At 40.3% G+C, this 17,710-nt stretch carries 14 protein-coding genes; 7 read left to right on the top strand and 7 right to left on the bottom strand.

Features of this window, described 5'->3' with window-relative positions; translation table 11 throughout:
- From N6H18_RS14460 to N6H18_RS14430, 7 genes are all read right to left on the bottom strand, one after another.
- Window positions 1-774, bottom strand: coding sequence for a redoxin domain-containing protein (locus tag N6H18_RS14460; RefSeq protein ID WP_262308990.1), 774 nt, complete (start codon window positions 772-774; stop codon window positions 1-3).
- Window positions 775-786: 12 nt separating this feature from the next.
- The gene (locus tag N6H18_RS14455; RefSeq protein WP_262308989.1) at window positions 787-2,298 is read right to left on the bottom strand and encodes a DUF6029 family protein; all 1,512 of its coding nucleotides are present in this window, start codon (window positions 2,296-2,298) and stop codon (window positions 787-789) included.
- Window positions 2,288-2,794 carry a TlpA family protein disulfide reductase gene (locus tag N6H18_RS14450; RefSeq protein ID WP_262308988.1) on the bottom strand — a complete coding sequence of 169 codons (507 nt, stop codon included), beginning with the start codon at window positions 2,792-2,794 and terminating at the stop codon, window positions 2,288-2,290. The genes N6H18_RS14455 and N6H18_RS14450 overlap by 11 nt, the downstream gene beginning before the upstream one ends.
- Window positions 2,795-3,011: 217 nt before the next feature.
- Window positions 3,012-4,763 (bottom strand): Ig-like domain-containing protein, encoded by a 1,752-nt coding sequence (locus N6H18_RS14445; protein WP_262308987.1) that lies wholly within the window; start codon window positions 4,761-4,763, stop codon window positions 3,012-3,014.
- Between the two features lie 126 nt (window positions 4,764-4,889).
- The gene (locus N6H18_RS14440) at window positions 4,890-5,624 is read right to left on the bottom strand and encodes a LytR/AlgR family response regulator transcription factor (RefSeq protein WP_262308986.1); all 735 of its coding nucleotides are present in this window, start codon (window positions 5,622-5,624) and stop codon (window positions 4,890-4,892) included.
- Window positions 5,621-7,426, bottom strand: a complete 1,806-nt coding sequence (locus N6H18_RS14435; protein WP_262308985.1) for a 7TM diverse intracellular signaling domain-containing protein — start codon at window positions 7,424-7,426, stop codon at window positions 5,621-5,623. The genes N6H18_RS14440 and N6H18_RS14435 overlap by 4 nt, the downstream gene beginning before the upstream one ends.
- 133 nt (window positions 7,427-7,559) lie before the next feature.
- Window positions 7,560-8,192, bottom strand: a complete 633-nt coding sequence (locus N6H18_RS14430; RefSeq protein WP_262308984.1) for a 2OG-Fe(II) oxygenase — start codon at window positions 8,190-8,192, stop codon at window positions 7,560-7,562.
- A 353-nt stretch (window positions 8,193-8,545) separates the two neighbouring features.
- Here N6H18_RS14430 and N6H18_RS14425 point away from each other — a divergent pair, with 353 nt between their 5' ends.
- From N6H18_RS14425 to N6H18_RS14395, 7 genes are all read left to right on the top strand, one after another.
- A complete protein-coding gene (locus N6H18_RS14425; RefSeq protein WP_456103420.1) occupies window positions 8,546-10,114 on the top strand; it encodes a protein adenylyltransferase SelO in 1,569 nt (522 codons plus the stop codon).
- A gap of 22 nt (window positions 10,115-10,136) precedes the next feature.
- Window positions 10,137-10,811, top strand: coding sequence for a hypothetical protein (locus tag N6H18_RS14420; protein ID WP_262308982.1), 675 nt, complete (start codon window positions 10,137-10,139; stop codon window positions 10,809-10,811).
- Window positions 10,812-10,960: 149 nt separating this feature from the next.
- Window positions 10,961-11,587: a YceI family protein gene (locus N6H18_RS14415; protein WP_262308981.1), complete on the top strand. Its 627-nt coding sequence runs from the start codon at window positions 10,961-10,963 to the stop codon at window positions 11,585-11,587.
- A gap of 101 nt (window positions 11,588-11,688) precedes the next feature.
- Window positions 11,689-14,043: a transglycosylase domain-containing protein gene (locus N6H18_RS14410; protein ID WP_262308980.1), complete on the top strand. Its 2,355-nt coding sequence runs from the start codon at window positions 11,689-11,691 to the stop codon at window positions 14,041-14,043.
- Window positions 14,044-15,205: 1,162 nt separating this feature from the next.
- Window positions 15,206-15,343, top strand: a complete 138-nt coding sequence (locus N6H18_RS14405) for a hypothetical protein (RefSeq protein ID WP_262308979.1) — start codon at window positions 15,206-15,208, stop codon at window positions 15,341-15,343.
- A gap of 380 nt (window positions 15,344-15,723) precedes the next feature.
- A complete protein-coding gene (locus tag N6H18_RS14400) occupies window positions 15,724-16,770 on the top strand; it encodes an oxidoreductase family protein (protein WP_262308978.1) in 1,047 nt (348 codons plus the stop codon).
- Window positions 16,771-16,808: 38 nt separating this feature from the next.
- Complete coding sequence (locus N6H18_RS14395; protein WP_262308977.1) at window positions 16,809-17,678, top strand: 3'(2'),5'-bisphosphate nucleotidase CysQ family protein; 870 nt, start codon at window positions 16,809-16,811, stop codon at window positions 17,676-17,678.
- Window positions 17,679-17,710 lie beyond the last annotated feature (32 nt).

Below are 17,710 nucleotides of genomic sequence, written 5' to 3'. Positions count from 1 at the left end.
TTAGTTCTTTACGAATAACTTTCTGATTTTGCTATGGTCTTCAAAGGTTAATTCAATGATGTTGACACCTATTGGTTGGTCTTGGATAGAAATGGTCACTTGACTTTCTGAGTTTTTAATTGTTTGATTAGTTTGTGTACACCTTCCAGTCATGTTGTAAACGCGAAGGGTAGCGTCCATGGTCAAAAGAAGCTCACTTTGGATGGTCAAAGACTCAATGGCTGGGTTGGGAAATAGCACAACACTGATAGAATCTTCTTGTGCTGGAATCGATAAAACCTGACTATCTCCGAGGTACTCCGAAATAACCTGACTAGCCCTTGCCGCTTCTGCTTTCGTGACGTTTTGATCAGATTTGTACCTGATGATTCCTTCTTTGTCTATGATAATCAACCGATCATAAGTACTACTAAATAAGGATTCCAATGATCCTGCTTTGAGCCCCAGTGGATATGTGATATTTGTATCTGTTCTAAAACTTTCAACTGCACTACTGTTTCCGTCCCAAGTATCTCCACCGATTGCTACAAAATCAACATAGTTCTTATATACGCTATATATGTCAGTTTCTGTATTGGGACCGTTGGTTTTGCAATGAGGACAAGCATTACCGAATAGGAAGAGGGAAACCACTTTTCCTTTTTGATCAGAAAGCTTAAAAGAGCCCCCGCCAAGTAAATCTAGCGTAAAATCTGGTGCAGCATCACCGACTACTTGTGCCTGAATACCACTACAACTAATAATGAGTGCGAATAATATGGTGAGTTTTTTCATGAGTGTATAGGTTTAAAATCTAGTGTTGAGTCTGAGTTCGACACCTTCGAAATCAAGGACGTTGTAGCATACGCCTGAGTTACAAGCTGGGCCACCTCGCCGCTTGCCTGCAAAGAGTGTTATAATATTCTTTGAATTGGGTCTGTAACTCCCCACCACAGCGGGGTAATAGTTAAAAGTATCAGTGTCTTGGGCAAATTGGTTGGGATCTGCCGTCCATTCCATCACAAGGGAAACACTGTAGCTGGAAGGATTTGATAGTGTGTAGGCCGCATAGAGATTAGAGAATTTATCATCCAGTCGCTCAATGTACTGCCATTCAAACTCTAGCGTAGAAGTTAGTTTGCTATGTGATACATCGAGGTAGGTTCCAGCAGCGTAGCGATTGTCTTCATTGTTCAAAGGATCTATCGCATAATCAGCAAATATTTTAGCAGAGAGTGTTTCTAAAGGATTGAATTGATATTCAGCAAAATACTCTTGAAAAACTGGTTGATTGTCGTCGGTAATTTGATTGCTAGCTCTTGAGGTATTGAGTGTAACAATGCTACCATTCTCCATGGTATAATAGACCTCTACCTGATAGCCACTTTCATCTGTCAAGGACGGTATATGTGTGCTACGGTTGAGTAACCTATAAGAATGTTCTTTTACGAGTGTTGGAGGATCGTTGATTCCAGTACCAAGTGAGAAATTATGGTAGTCTTTGTATTCCAGACTTACTCCAAAATTGCCTAGATAAAAATTTACTCCTACATAACCACCATAGGCGGCCTCATCAGAGAAGTCTCCAATGGACACATCATCGTATAGTTTCTTGGCCATCTCCCCATAAATGGAAAAATTATCAAACAAAACGCCATCGTAGAAAACAGATAAATACCTGTCAGGATCAGCATCTATAGTGGACTGACTCTCAGAGTGATGACGCATATAGATGAGTCCAAGACTATGATGTCCTAATCTGTAACTACCTTGAATACCCTCAATCAGGTCAGGCCGGCGGTCAATATCTTTGGATAGTGTGGGAGGGAGTGTGACATCCAATACCTCTCCACGAATAAGTTTTACTTCACCATGGTTGTATTTCATTGTGACTGCTGCACCAAGCAAATCCCGGTAAAACCCATAGCGTACTCGGTATCCTCTTGTTTCCCAGATTGAGCCAGGGATTTCATAGGTACGCATCAACAAACCCCTGCCAAAAGATGCATAAATATTACCTAATTCTACATCTAAAAAATCTGATTTGTACTGAAATTTGAATTGACTTACTCTGGTATAATCTATGTCTTCACCAAAAGAAGGATAATATTGTTCGATTCTTGTATCCAGACCAAAGGACTTGAATCGATAGGATAAATCCAATTGATCGAAAAGTGAACTTTGATAGGCTGGTTTTTGATTAGGAATATTACCCAATTGGTATTCCATCAGGTTGGAACCTTGTATTTGTCCTTGTGCGTGTATCGCAAATGCACTTGTAAGTAAACAGACGCAGATTAGTAGAAATTTATTTCGCATCTGACAAGAATTGATCTATTTTTTCCTTGAATATTTTTTCATCTCCTGTAGTATAGCCTTCATGTGTGTATAGAACCTTACCTTCCTTGTCCAGAATAAATAAGGTAGGTAATACAGATACCAGCAGCTCTCCATACAATGCTTGATCCGAATCTAATAACACAGGATAGTCAATTCTTCTAGACATAGCAAATGGACGGACCTTTGAGGTATTTCTGGGACTGTCTACGTTGACTCCTACAAAAGCAACCGTCTCATTGTCATACGTATGTGAAAGTTCTACCAGTTTGGGGATGGATTTGACACAAGGCTTACACCAAGTTGCCCAAAAATCAACTATTGTCAATTGAGACCCTTTTAAATCACCAATGGTACGGTAGTATCCGTTGATTTCTTTGAGTTTTATCTGAAAGACAGCAGATTGAGCTTGAAGAGTATGCGTTTGCACAAGTCCCATTGTAATCAATAGGAAACAGATTAAGTAGGTTTGTTTCATCAGTTAGTGTTTTCGGTTAGGAGCCTCAACTAAAGAAAATAGACTCAATTCCTAAAGTCCAACACAACAACATTGAGAATAGTTCAAATAAGATTTAAATATCTATCAACTCTCAGATTTAAAATGTACCCTCTGACTTTAAAATGGAATAAAGAAAGGGTTAGAATCGAGTGATTCTAACCCTTTCTTTATTGTCCTAAAGTGGTCAACAGAGTTTCTATTTGCGTCGAATCCGTTCAAACCTCCAAGCATCATCATTAAAAAGAGGACTAGAATAAACCTTACAATTGACAGATAGGTATTTGTTATCTTGTGCCGATTGCATATAGTACCATTTGTAATTTCCTGATGGTGGCACATATCCAGAATAAACAAATTTCCATTTTTGTCCTGAATAGTAACTACTAGAGCTGTAGGGACTTGTAAGAAAAGCCACTTGACTTCCATCGGACGAATACAGAAATTTGTTATCTCCACCTGTCCGAGATGTAAGTGTAAAATAGTCTGTATCTATGGCTTTTGCGTTCCATTGCATTCCTGAATAATTACCGCGGGTATTGACAGCTGTAGGGAAATAATTATCACTACCACCACTGTCCAGCACTTTATCTCCATTGCTAAATGGCACGATATAATAGAGAAATGCAGGATCCATGACTATGGTCGTAAACTCTCCACTGTAGTCTTGTGCCATTGTACTCCCGTTGGTGGTTTGGATTGATGATTTGATAGTCAAGGTATAGGTAGTTTCAAACTCCACAAGAGGATTACTAGGAGTGAAGGTGACTATTTTGCCACTTGTACTGTATGATCCTGCAACTTTAGCCCCTCCTGTCGAAATGTATACGGTAGAATTGGATACAGATTTAGAATCAATATTATCAGAAAATGTAATGATGATATTCGCATCAACACTTATATGACTGCTTTCAGAGCCAGGAGTCCAGCTGTTGACACTAAGTGTGGTAGTAGATTCGGTAGTAAAGGACCAGCTATAGTTGGATAATTTATTACCTGACAAGTCTGCTATTCCATTAAGTGTGACATTGAACGTTTGGTTGCCTGCCAAGTTGGAGCTAGGATTAAATGTGACCGTTTTTCCATTAGTAGTATATTGACCAGAAACGGTATTTGAACCAGACTTAACTTGGAAGGTAGAACTGTTGACAGATGATGGAGCAATACTCTCTGAAAACTCCAAGACGATGTTGGATGAGACACTCACATTGCTTGCATTGAAGCCCGGACTTCTAGATATTACAGCCGGTGACTCTTTATCTATTGTTGTAAATTTCCAGCTTATATTTTGCTCCAGTGCTTTGCCTGATGTGCTTTTTATTCCCTTAGAAAGCGATATTTCGTACTCTCTACTTTCTTTGAGTGTAGTTTTAATCGTACCAACTTTACCCTTGATGGTGAATTCCCAGGCTGGTCTTATCGCTGAGTTTGATTCCTTGATAAAAAATGTGGCATCTGTCACTGTACTGATATCCAAATTTTCAGAGAATGTAATAACTATACTTTGATCGATTGGGACATTAGTTGCTCCGTTTTCAGGAACGAAACTTAGGGGAGAAAAGGCTCCTTCAAGTGTAGTGAATGACTCCTCTGATCCGTAGGCAGTTTCTGAGCTGTTGGTAGCAAATGCTCTGGCATAGTAGGTAGTGGTTGGTTCTAGATCAGATAATTCTACTTCGAAAGTACCAACGCCGCTCCCAGATGTTATTTTTGATCCAGATGAAATCGTCGGTTTTTTGCTGGTAGAATACACTATACCTCTTGTAGTGATAGGCGAGCCCCCATCTGAGGAGATCGTGCCTCCGATAATTGCTGATCTACTCATCACGTTCGAGACACTAGCGGTCGTGACTACTGGAGTAAATATATCATCTACCGCTTCTTGAATACATCCCAAGGTACATGTAGTGAGGATTAACCAGAAGAGAATTTGGATAGTTAGGTATTTCATTCTAAAGTGGGTCTTAATTAAGGTTAAGATTAGTTTTAGAACAATGTTATATAGGGATATTCAATCTTGCCGTACGGTTGGAGTGAACCTACGGATTTTGTATATGAACTGCAGATTTTTGTAGTGTTATATTTTATTGATTCGGTTGATCAGTTGAGTTTGAACCTCGCGAGAGATGGGTATTTCTTGTCCATTGACAACTATATAAGCTGAATTGATTGCGTCAATATGGGCCAGGTTGACCACATAGGATTTATGTACTCGCTCGAAATGTTCGACAGGTAGTTTTTCTTCCACGTCTTTGAGAGTTACTCTGAGCGTATAGACACGATCTTTGGTTTGAACCAGAGAATAATTAGAGTCCGCTTGTATGTAATATATTTCTTTTAGAGGTATTTTCTTGAACAGGTTCTTGTCCTTGATAAATATGCTGTCTTTGATAATCCCCTCTTCTGACGAATGAGTATTTTTTATTTCTTGCAGTCGATTTTGATGTATTGTCACTGCCATTTGAACAGAAACTTTGACATCATCTTCTTCAAATGGTTTGAGTAAATAGCCACAAGGTTGTGTCTGCATGGCCTCTTCTAATGTGCTCGGATCACTATGAGATGTGATAAATAGAAATGGAATTTCGTAGTGATCATTGAGGTATTTTGCAACCCAGATGCCATCTTGTTCTCCTTTGATATATATATCCAGTAGAATCAGGTCAGGCGTTTCCTGTTTCAGTATCTCCAAAGCCTTTTGAGCGGTGCGTGCTATACCTATAACTTGATGACCTTGGGATTTGAGGATGTCTTGTAGATCTCTTGCTATAATCAATTCATCTTCAACAATCAACACTCTCAACTCACTCATGCTTGTACTATTTTGGGATCAAAGATAATTCTAAAATGTGTGCCATGATCATGCCTGATATCAAGCTCCCCATCCATCTGCTCTACAAGGGTATGAACCAAGCTGAGTCCCAGAGACTCGATCTGTTGTATATCAAATGAGGGCATCCCAATGCCATCATCTGCAATTACTAACTCCAATATCTTGTCGTTTATTCTATTGAGTTGAATCAAAACCTCACCTGATGATTTTCCTTTGAATGCATACTTGTAGGAGTTCATGACCAACTCTGTGATAATCAAACCGATAGGTATTGTAGATTCTAGATCTAGGCAAATTTGGTTCATTTCAATCCGATTATGAATATGATCGCCAGGCTCATAGGTTCTGAATAGATGATTACATAGTTGTATGGTGTATTCATCCATTTTTATTTCACTTAGGTTGTCACTGGTGTATAGTTTCTGATGGATCAGTGCCATGGACTTGATGCGACTCTGTCCACCTCGCATGGCATCTTTGGCTTCTTGATTTTGTGTGTTTCGAGATTGTATATTAAGTAAACTGGAGATCACTTGCAGGTTGTTTTTTACTCGATGGTGAATCTCTTTGAGTAATATTTCTTTTTCTTGAAGTGTTTGATTGAGTGCAAGTGTCCTTCGTTCTACCAGCATTTCGAGCTCTTTCGTGAGTTGATTTTGCAGTTCGTCATTTTCTCTCTTGACCGTATTGTATTTGTATCCTAGCGCAAAAGACATCAAGCAGACGTCAATAAATTTTCCGATAAAAGCAAAATTGGCAGTAAAGAAGTTGTTTTCTATGTATCCTTCAGATCTTAGACTGTAGATGATGATACCCATTAAATATATTGTCCAAGCAATCTGAAAGTACTTGGCTAGAGGTACCCTTTTGATCATGAGTACAGTGCTGATACAAAGAACTAGAACCGAGCCAAGGCTGGTAGTCAGTACGATGATGTCTTTGGCAAGGTATTTTAGTCCGATGCTTTCGCAAAACAATATCGTCAGTCCCAAACCAACTAGTGCATAGAGACCATATTTCATCCATTTACTTAGGTTTTGCCGACCCAAAAATTCCAAACAGAAATAGGCAGCGATGATGATATTGATTGCAATAGACACACTCACGATGTAATAAGACACCACTGTGCTCTGTGGTATGAATTGATACGCATATCCTTGAATGCCGATTTGAACAATCACTGTGATCAAAATACCCATGCTATAAACCAAATAGGTAAAATCCTTGACAGATGTCCAAAGAATAAAGTTGTACAACATCATCACGAATAGACCGCCAACTAGTAGAATCGCAAAAATGTCATTGAGTTGTCTACTAGCATAAAAGGAAGGGATAGATTGAATATTCATCGGTAACATCATTGCATAGGTACTTTTGGCTCTGATGTAGATCACTGAGTCTTTTATTTCGTCAGCGTCTATGAGTGCATAGGGTATAGTAAATGCATTAGGTTGTCCATGAGCATTTACTTCGAATCCAAAATGATGAGAAACCAGCTGCTGATCTGTGTTGAAATAATACACACTGAGCGAATCAAGTAGTGCCCTGTCAATTTCCACTACAAATTGTTTTGGGAATTGTATCAAGTCCAATTTGACCCAATAGCAGCTCCGTGTCACCCCAAATATGAGATCTGAATTTTGCCTAGGTATGAATGGTTGTGATTGTACGCTTGCGAGTGTTTCTTTTCCTAGTGAGTCCTCAAATATGGAAGTTTTGAATATCACAGACTCTTGCTGCTCTCTGCCAAGGAGAGCAAAACAAAACAAGTATAAGAGCATGAATATAGGAGCAAACCTAGTCATATACACAATGATAGGGAATAGAACCTAAACCTTACTTCTCACTTAGTACTAATTGCACAATCAGCTGTTAATCGTGATATGACAGACAATGGGCTAGGATTGATCTGATTTACGGTAGATAGCCTAATCCTACAGGCTTGTAGAGCATCCAACCCGTAAGACTGTATCTGTCATGCTTGGTTTCTAGTACCTCATGCTCCAATACATCACTTTTGAAAAGAACCATCCTGCCAAAAGTGGGCATGATCGTCACATCTTCCTTTTCAAGATATATTTTTAGCTCTCCACCATACTCTGGTTTCCATTCTTCATTGAGGTAGAGAATGATGGAAATCATCCGGTTGTTGCGTCCTTGGAATTGATCCAGATGTCTTTTGTAAAATGTACCAACGGGATAGTGAGCAAAGTGAAATTCGTAACCTGACAAACTGAGGTAACAATATCGGTTGAGATTTTGACGAATGTCTTCTGCAAGATCAAAAAAGGTTAAGATAGGAGCAGGCGCACCCTCTCTGTCCAGCCATAGGATCTTGTCTCCTCTGATGCTGGGATCGATGTGTTTTTGATTTAAAGTCCCAATAGCTGCCTTGCGCAGCTGCTCTTCTTCCCTCTGTTTGTCAAAACAATCCTTCAGATCATTTAAGACTGCATGAGGTAATATGTTGTCGATGACGACATAGTGATTGTCTGATATGGCATCAACCCAGTTGATCCAATTATCCTCGCTAAAAAATGAATTCAATGAACAAAATTTGGCGAATCTAGTCGAAAATATTCATTACTGACAAGAAGTAGTAGCGATAGAACAAACCATTGGACATGCATAATTAGCTATAGCAACTCCCCAAGAATTATTCTGGATAATAAATATAGAGTTTCGAACACTGCAAATAACTCATTTGAGCATCGTTGGAGAGTTGTACCTGTACATGTATGTCTAAGAAAAGACCTAAGTATCATTCCATAGAGTATTAAATCCGCCTAACTTCGCACTACTGTACTCACAACAATGTGTTGTCAAGTTTATAGATATATAAATACTCATAACTTACTATTTTATAAGGTGTTATGAGTAAAAAAGCAAAGCACAGAATCATGCAAGATTTACTAAAATTAGACATACATGCTATCTTCACTGAAGAACTGCCTGCAGATTCCAATCTGGTCAATTATCCTAGACAGGTTGAAGGGGTGTGTTATTCGTGGGTAGATCCCAAGACTCCTTCCCAGCCACAAATGTTGCATTTGTCACAGACCTTGGTGGATGAGTGGAAGGCAGGGATCAGCGATTCTGAGGAACTCCTGAAAGTGATGAGCGGCACCAAGAGATACCAAGGTTTTCAACCATATGCCATGTGCTACGGTGGACATCAGTTTGGTCATTGGGCTGGACAGTTGGGAGATGGTAGAGCGATCAATATTGCTGATGTATTGGTCCAGGGTCAGCCGATGCAGTTACAGTTGAAGGGAGCAGGACCCACACCATATTCTAGGACGGCAGATGGATTTGCAGTCTTACGCTCTTCGATCAGAGAGTATTTGTGTAGTGAAGCTATGCATCATCTAGGAGTGCCTACGACACGAGCATTGTCACTAGTCAAGACAGGAGATCTCGTGATGAGAGATATGCTCTACAATGGTAACCCAGCAGAAGAACAAGGGGCGATTGTTTGCCGTGTTGCACCTTCTTTTATTCGATTTGGGAATTTTCAAATCTTCGCAGCGAGAGGTGAAAAGGAAATACTCAAGCAATTAGTAGATCATACGATAGCACATCATTATGCTCATTTGGGATCACCCTCCAAAGAGACATATCTTGCTTTTTTTCAGGAAGTACTCGACAAAACCAAAAACATGATTGTCCATTGGCAAAGGGTAGGGTTCGTGCATGGTGTCATGAACACTGACAACCTTTCTATCTTAGGACTGACGATAGATTATGGACCCTATGGTTGGTTGGAGGATTACAACCCTGGATGGACACCCAATACCACAGATGCGCAGCACAGCAGGTATCGTTTTGGCAATCAGCCTAATATAGCTGTCTGGAATTTGGTACAGCTTGCCAATGCATTGTATCCACTCATCGAAGAGGTTGAACCCTTGCAAGCCATATTGGATGGATACAAGGATGCCTACATGCGTGACTATCACGCGATGATGACTGCCAAACTGGGCTTGTATCATGCAGATCAAGTAGAAGAGAACTTCATCAATCAATTGACGGAGCTGATGACTGATACGGAGTTGGATATGACGATTTTCTTTCGAGAGTTATCCACTCAGATTGATCTGGGTTTTGATGCATTTTGGAAGATCGTAGAGAAGACGAGTTATATGGATGGGGCAGCCATGAATCAAAACAAAGTGAAATGGCAAACTTGGTATTTGGACTATGTTGCTCGGATCACAAAGGAAGATTTTGATAGTATTGCCCGCCAACAGAAGATGCAGACAATCAACCCTAAGTATGTCTTGCGTAATTATATGGCGCAGTTGGCGATTGATGCTGCAAACAAGGGGGATTATACAGTGGTGGACGAATTGTATCAGTTGCTCCTCAAACCCTACGACGAGCAGCCATCATACGAAAAATGGTACGCCAAACGTCCTGAATGGGCACGTACGAAGGTGGGTTGCTCCATGTTGTCTTGTAGTTCATAGAAGATCAGTACCCCATAGATAGATGCCACAAAACAACCTCAATTTATTCCATGTCCCGTTGGAAGAGCTTTTTGATACAGTAAAGAGCAAATTCCCTCAATATGTATATGATTTCAAAAAGCATGTTGTGTTGTTGAACAATGATCTTCACGAGACAGAGGCTTTCATTCGTCTACCTTTGCATATGTCCCTAGAAGATGATTTGACTGTAAAGACTGCTGAGGCCAAGGTACTCTATGTGAGCATCGAATCAGGTCACGCTGCTATTTGTGTCATGGAGGGTACTCACAATGTCTATCATACAACATTCTCCGCCTACATGACTCGCAAAAAGCAAGGCTTTAGTCAGATCAAATACTTGAAGAAGAAAGGTAAGTCAAGAGCAGGTTCGCGGGTGAGACTGGCCTCTACGATGGAGTTTTTTGAAAACATCAATACAACCCTGACAGAGCTATTGGAGACATACCGAGTCGATAGGATTGGCATCAATTGCAACGCTACCCTTGTCCCTTTTCTTCATCAATCTAAGGTTGCTTGTCCCTTTGAGAAGAAGGATCAGCGACTCTATAAAATTCCACTGCACATCCCACAATCTAACTATACCCATCTCCATGCCACCATCAAAAAGCTGATGGCTCCTGTGCTGTTTTATGATGATGAGAATCAAACCAGAATTAAATTGGAAATGGGATTATAGATGCTAAGCTCTAGATCCAAGAATAGTCCATGATCGACAACCCATAGATCAAGTATCTACACTTTAGCCTCTTAACAAATACATGTTGCTACACATGAATACTTTGATCAGATATTCACTAGCTTTGCAAAAACTTCAAAACTATTACCATGAACATTAGAACAAATTTATCATTAGCCATCATTCTTGCATTGTTAGTAGCTGCATGTGGCGGAAAAAAGACAACAGAAGAAACAACTGAAACTGAAACTGAAACCGTAGCGACGGAGGCAACTTACAAAGTCGATACTGCCAGCTCTACAGTAGCTTGGTCGGGCGAAGTAGCAGGCGTGTATGGACACAATGGTGTCATCGAGATTACCGAAGGCATGATTAGTACCAAAGGAGATACCATCACAGGTGGTAAAGTAGTCATCGACATGACCACTATCCAACCGTTGGATTCTGCTTCATACTCAGAAGAGCATCCTGCATCTGATCTAGTAAATCACTTGTCTACAGGAGATTTCTTCCTAGTAGAAACTTATCCAACTTCATCTTTCGTTATCAAATCACAATTGGGTAGTGAATTGACTGGAGATTTGACTGTCAGAGGAATCACCAAAGAAGAGAAAGCTACCATTACTTCCCTCGTAGTGACTCCAGAAGGCTTGACCGCAACAGCTGATTTGGTATTCAACCGTCAGGACTATGAAGTGAGTTGGGTACACTACATGCAAGATATGATTCTATCTGATGACATCAAGATCAAATTGAATATCGTGGCTAAGCCATAATCAATAGAAAATATATAAGAAACTAAAAAGACCAGTCAGACGACTGGTCTTTTTAGTTTCTCTCATTACCTTGAATCAAAAAAATATACCAAAGTAATTTCATGGCAAAAAAGAAGCAAGACAGGGATTTTAAAAGTGTACTATTAGCAATAGCCATACGACTTGTAGCAATTGTACTAGTTATCATCGTACTATTCTTGGGGAGTGTATATGTAGGTATGTGGGGAGCATTGCCCAATCGCCAAACTTTGGAAAACATCTCCAACAGTCAATCGACCATTGTTTATGACAGTCAACATGAAATCATTGGCAAATTCTATCTTTTTGATCGTACCTCCGTGGACTTTGATGATTTGCCAGACCATCTTGTACAAGCACTGGTAGCCACGGAAGATGCCAGATTTTATGATCATGGCGGGGTAGATTACCGCAGCATGTTGCGTGTATTGATCAAAACCCTGATCATGGGCAATCGATCTGCTGGTGGAGGCAGCACGATCTCTCAACAATTGGCTAAGAATCTCTTCCCTAGAGAAAATCTAAGCAAGCTAGGACTAGCCATAGCCAAAATCAAAGAAGGAATAACAGCTACCCGACTCGAAAAAATCTACAGCAAAGAAGAGATTGTCACACTTTACCTCAACACGGTTTCATTCCCGGACAATGCTTTTGGAATCGAAACCGCATCTAGGAAATTTTACAACAAGAAAGTCAATGATTTGACTTTGGAAGAGTCTGCCTCACTCATCGGTTCGCTGAAAGCAACCTACACCTACAATCCACGCTTGCATCCAGAAGCATCTCTGAAGAGGAGAAATGTGGTCTTGTCTCAGATGGTGAAATATGATTACCTAGAGGAAAGCGAATACGATCAAATCAAAGAGCACATCACTGAACTCAACTACGACAAAGGACATACCTCAGAAGACACCGCGCCATACTTTTTGGAGCAAGTCCGGTTGCTTGCCAAGCAAATGCTTGCCTCAGCGAATAAGGAAGATGAGTCTCAGTACAACCTATACACAGATGGGTTAAAAATCTATACCACACTGGATTTGCGCATGCAGCGCAAAGCAGAAGCTGCACTCAAACAACACATGCCAAGTATCCAAAAAAGCTTTGAAAACAATTGGGGCAATCAAGCTCCTTGGCTCAAGGACAAAGCATTCATCCAAGCTTTGATCCTAGAAAGTAATGCCTATAAAGAACTGATCAATAATGGCATGAGCAAAGAGGAAGCCATCAACAAGCTGAACGAAAAACGAAGTATGTCTTGGTTTGACTGGAAAGATTCCGAAGACTTGGTGCAAGCCAGCACCAAAGACAGTCTTTTGCACTATGCCAAACTACTAAGTGCTGGATTTCTAGCCATGGATCCAAAAACCGGAGCGATCAAATCATGGATTGGAGGTATTGATCATGAACATTATAAATACGACCACATCAATCAAAGCAAGAGACAAGTAGGGTCTACCTTCAAACCCTTTGTCTATGCAGCTGCCTTGGAGCGCGGAGTGGCTCCCTGTGACCACATTTCAGGCAAAACGATTACTTACACCAATTTTGACAATTGGACGCCAAGCAATAGTACTACAGAGTATGATGACAAATACATATCCATGCAAGCAGCATTGACTCAATCTATCAATACGATAGCGGTAAAGTTGATGGAAAAAGCAGGGGTAGGCAATGTCATAGACCTAGCCAAAAATGCAGGGATCAAAAGCAGCCTTCCCAAAGTCCCGTCATTGGCACTGGGTACGGCAGAACTCAGCGTCATAGAGTTGGCACAAGCCTATAGTATCTTTCTAAACAATGGGTACAGTACCGAGCCTTACATGATTGAATCCATCGTAGATGCAGATGGAATGGTAGTTTATGAGCGAGAAACTCCCGAGCAACTGCTAAAAGTGATCAGTGAATACACCTATGAGGTAATGCAACAATTACTACAAGCGGTCACCCAAAGTGGAGGCACTGGCAGTCGCCTGAGATGGAAATACAACCTAACGCAAGACATCGCTGGCAAAACAGGTACCACGCAATCCAACAGAGATGGTTGGTTTGTCGGGATGTCTCCAGACCTATTGACAGTGAGTTGGGTAGGATGTGATGACTCCAGGTTGCATTTCAAGGATACTCAATACGGCCAAGGTGCCAATTCAGCTTTGCCTTTGTTTGGGTTGTTTTATCAAAAGATGGTAGCCGATTCAGATTTTAACAAGCTCACCAGAGCACAGTTTGATGAGCCAAGTGATGAAGTGCAAGAAGATTTGGACTGTGAAGGAATCAAAGAAGAAGGCTTTTTCAAAGGATTATTCAACCAAGAGGACAAACCCAAAGAAGAACTTTTTGACAAGAAAAACGAGGAAGAACTGGAAGGAGAAGATGAACAAGAAGAGGATAACACAGGCGTTTTCAAGAAGTTGAAAAAAATGTTCAAAAAGAATAACTAGTTCCAACATAGCTATTCTCATCGAGCATTGACTGCAAGATGTAAAAGGGGCATAATTACATTTTGCATGTAAAATCCACCTATAAGATAAACAGAATAGCCAGAACCATTATATTTAAACTATTGAATTACAGTATTTTAACATACAATATTTAATTTAATAATTTAAATATGCATACAGATTTTATGTTCATGATTTCGTTCAGCCTCTTTCAAAGGAGACAACCTACAAAACGGCATGAATGACAACCAGTCGTTGTGTTGCAGCTCAATTTACAAACACATAACTGTCTAATATTTAAGCATATAATACTGTTTAATTCAAAATAACTTACATTCATTTTGTTTGATACACAATTGACATCCTGCTATTGAACCCGCACGAGTGAATACACTAAACCTTATTATTCTACCGTTATTCAACATCCGTATTGATGCTACACAATTGTCACTACAATCTAACCGTGATTCAGCAACTCTCCAGACCGATACCCATTGCGCGAACCTATATAGAAGTCTAACAAAGAGGTTAAAAAATCTGGCTAGCGAAAATCCCAGGAACTAGAGTGACCATACCATTCCAGCATGGCTCGATAGATACCGATACTAGACAGGATTGGGATAGCCTCCAGTAGACACTTACCTATTCATCCAATTCCCAAGATTTTAGACATAAAACTCCTAGAAAATAAACACTAGGGGAGACAGGGAGAGGGGCTAATCACTTTATTTATAGACACTTACATTTTTGTTGATTTTAGTGCAGATTTCATTTTCAATCAAAAATAGGGTGTCAGAAGACAATCCATCCTATCTAAATTATTCCTTCTCAACCATTTTTTCTTTGTGCTGAACCTACCAAAAAAACTGTAGCCTAGCACAGAACTAACTGACACACATTGACACCATGCGTCCCAGATAAAATTTGCCTTAGAGACCGTTCTGAGAGGTATTTTAAACCAACTGCCTCACGAGGTACCAACAACATTTTTAAGAAAATCTAGATCAAAACCAGCACTAACTACATGTATTAACACCAATACATGTAGTTATTTTTAAAAATATTTTAAAAAACTTTATTAATTAGTACTTATATATAAAGTTTATGTTTTATGTTTGCCATGAGATTAAAACAAAGACATAAAAAATAAACACATACAGCTATGAAAAGAGTACAGCAATTGAACCAAATAGAAGACATGATGAGATTGATCGAAAGACTAAATGCTGAATCAAGCAAACTCATCCAGACAAGCATCCAGCTCGAAAATGAAGTGAGCACAAGGTTGACAAGAAAATAAATATCAGGTTACCGAATAAACAAGTGAGTGAAGGCTACCAGTGACGGTAGCCTTTTTTATGTTCTATCGGCAACAAACATGTTTGGATCAGATACAAGAACACGACGAACTAAATCCAATACATTAAAATTCCGTCCATCAATCTAGGTTTATCGTGAAAATTGAGAATACAGTTAATACTTTGAATAAAGCAGGAAATTCTCATCCTGAAGCTTCCATTTACCAAACATTTCAAATGTTCCATAATTACATTTTACTTTAATAAAGTATCATAACTTACTTATTTTAAAGTAGTTAATAAATTATATCAAACATAAGAATGGATACTTTGCTCTTAAGGTCATAGACAAAAACTATAATTGATCAAATGAATTAAAACCGTGCAAACGGGTAGGGGTTCTACATCATTTTATAAATTGCTCCTCGATCAAAAACCGTCAACGACCTTGTTGAACACTGAAATCATCCAAAAAATACGCTCATCCACAGGAGCGCAATCCGTGATCCGAAGTAGCCGAATACAATCTTTGTGGAGTGGCTATGGAGAGATCATCCGTTGTGAATTGGCAGGAGGGAAGCTCACCTCCGTGGTAGTCAAACATGTGCAGTTGCCAAACCAGCTCCAACACCCTCGGGGCTGGAATACAGATATCTCTCACCAACGAAAGTTGAAATCTTATGAAGTAGAGATGAATTGGTATGCAGGGTTGGCTCAGCACTGTGATACATCTTGCCGCATACCCACGGGCATATACAACTGGCAACAAGAGGGGGAGATGCTCATGATTTTGGAAGATCTCGATACAGCTGGTTTTCCTGTGCGCAAGTCTTCTGTTACGCTCGATGAGATCAAAAGCTGCCTGAGTTGGCTGGCACATTTTCATGCGAAATTCATGGATACTACAGCGAGCGAACTATGGTCGATCGGCACATATTGGCACCTAGATACCAGGCCAGATGAATGGTTGGCAATGCAAAACCAACATCTGAAAAATGCCGCAAAAACCATCGACACAAAACTCAAAAACGCAATATACCAGACGCTCGTGCATGGAGATGCCAAGCTCGCTAACTTCTGTTTTGCATCACAGCACACAGCAGTAGCGGCAGTGGATTTTCAATATGTCGGTCGGGGATGTGGAATGAAAGATGTCGCATACCTGCTAAGCAGTTGCTTGGATGAATCGGAGTGTGAAATATTAGAACATGAACTCTTGAACTATTATTTTTCAATACTTAGATCAGCTTTCGAACGGTACGAAATCACTCTAAATCCAGAAGGATTGATCCATGAATGGTCTGAACTATACAAGTATGCTTGGGCGGATTTTTATCGCTTTTTGGATGGATGGAGTCCAGGACACTACAAAATGCACCGCTACAGCCAGCGGATGGTAAACGAAGTGATGGCAGACATTCGACGTTAGATTTTAAACTTTAGATATTAGGTTTTAGACTTTAGATTTTGAATCCCGAACAATTAAATCATCTCACACAAATCGCAGCAAGGGCAGCACAAGAGGCAGCGGATTTTATACGCAGACACAGCGCCGAACAGATAGCTGTGACGCACAAAGCAGGCATGAACAGCCATGCAGCTGCGGTTGTCACGTGGGTAGATCTACAATGTCAAAACATCATTTTGCAACACCTGAATGAGAGTATGCAGAGATATGATCTGGGTTTGCTCACTGAGGAACTACCAGACGATGGTTCGCGGCTAAGCAAAGCATATTTCTGGTGCATAGATCCCTTGGATGGCACACTTGCTTTCACCCAGCAAAGACCGGGTTATGCTGTGAGTATTGCCTTGGTGAATCGCGACGGTGTAAGTATGATTGGTGTGATTCATGATCCAGTGACGGATAGACGAGTCATAGCAATCAGAGGGCAAGGTGTACAGAGCGATTTACTGACCACAGATGATGATACATCAGATTCTAATGTACTGTGGTGTATGCTGGATCGAGGCATGATGCAACATGCGGAAATGGATTCTATTTTACAAGGTCTAAAAATCTACCAAGACCAACACGCTCTACATGAAATCAGATTCATAGCTGGTGCTGGCGCTGCGCTGCAAGCTTGTCGTGTAGCGTCTCACAACTATGCTTTGTATTTCAAATTGCCCAAAGTACAAGCTGGTGGCGGCAGCATTTGGGACTATGCAGCTACTGCCTGTGTCTTTGGCGAACTCGGTTTACACCTGAGTGATACCGATGGTCAGGTATTGCACCTCAACAATCCAATCACCACATTCATGAACCAAAGCGGGGTAGTCTTTGCCACCGATATGCAATTGGCAGAAGCTGTCATCAACAGAAGCCAACAGTAGATAGTAGAATATGATAAGAGGACAGGATCATG

This window comes from Reichenbachiella agarivorans (genome assembly GCF_025502585.1).
Classification (GTDB): Bacteria; Bacteroidota; Bacteroidia; order Cytophagales; family Cyclobacteriaceae; genus Reichenbachiella; species Reichenbachiella agarivorans.
This window is presented reverse-complemented; position numbering and strand designations above follow the sequence as displayed.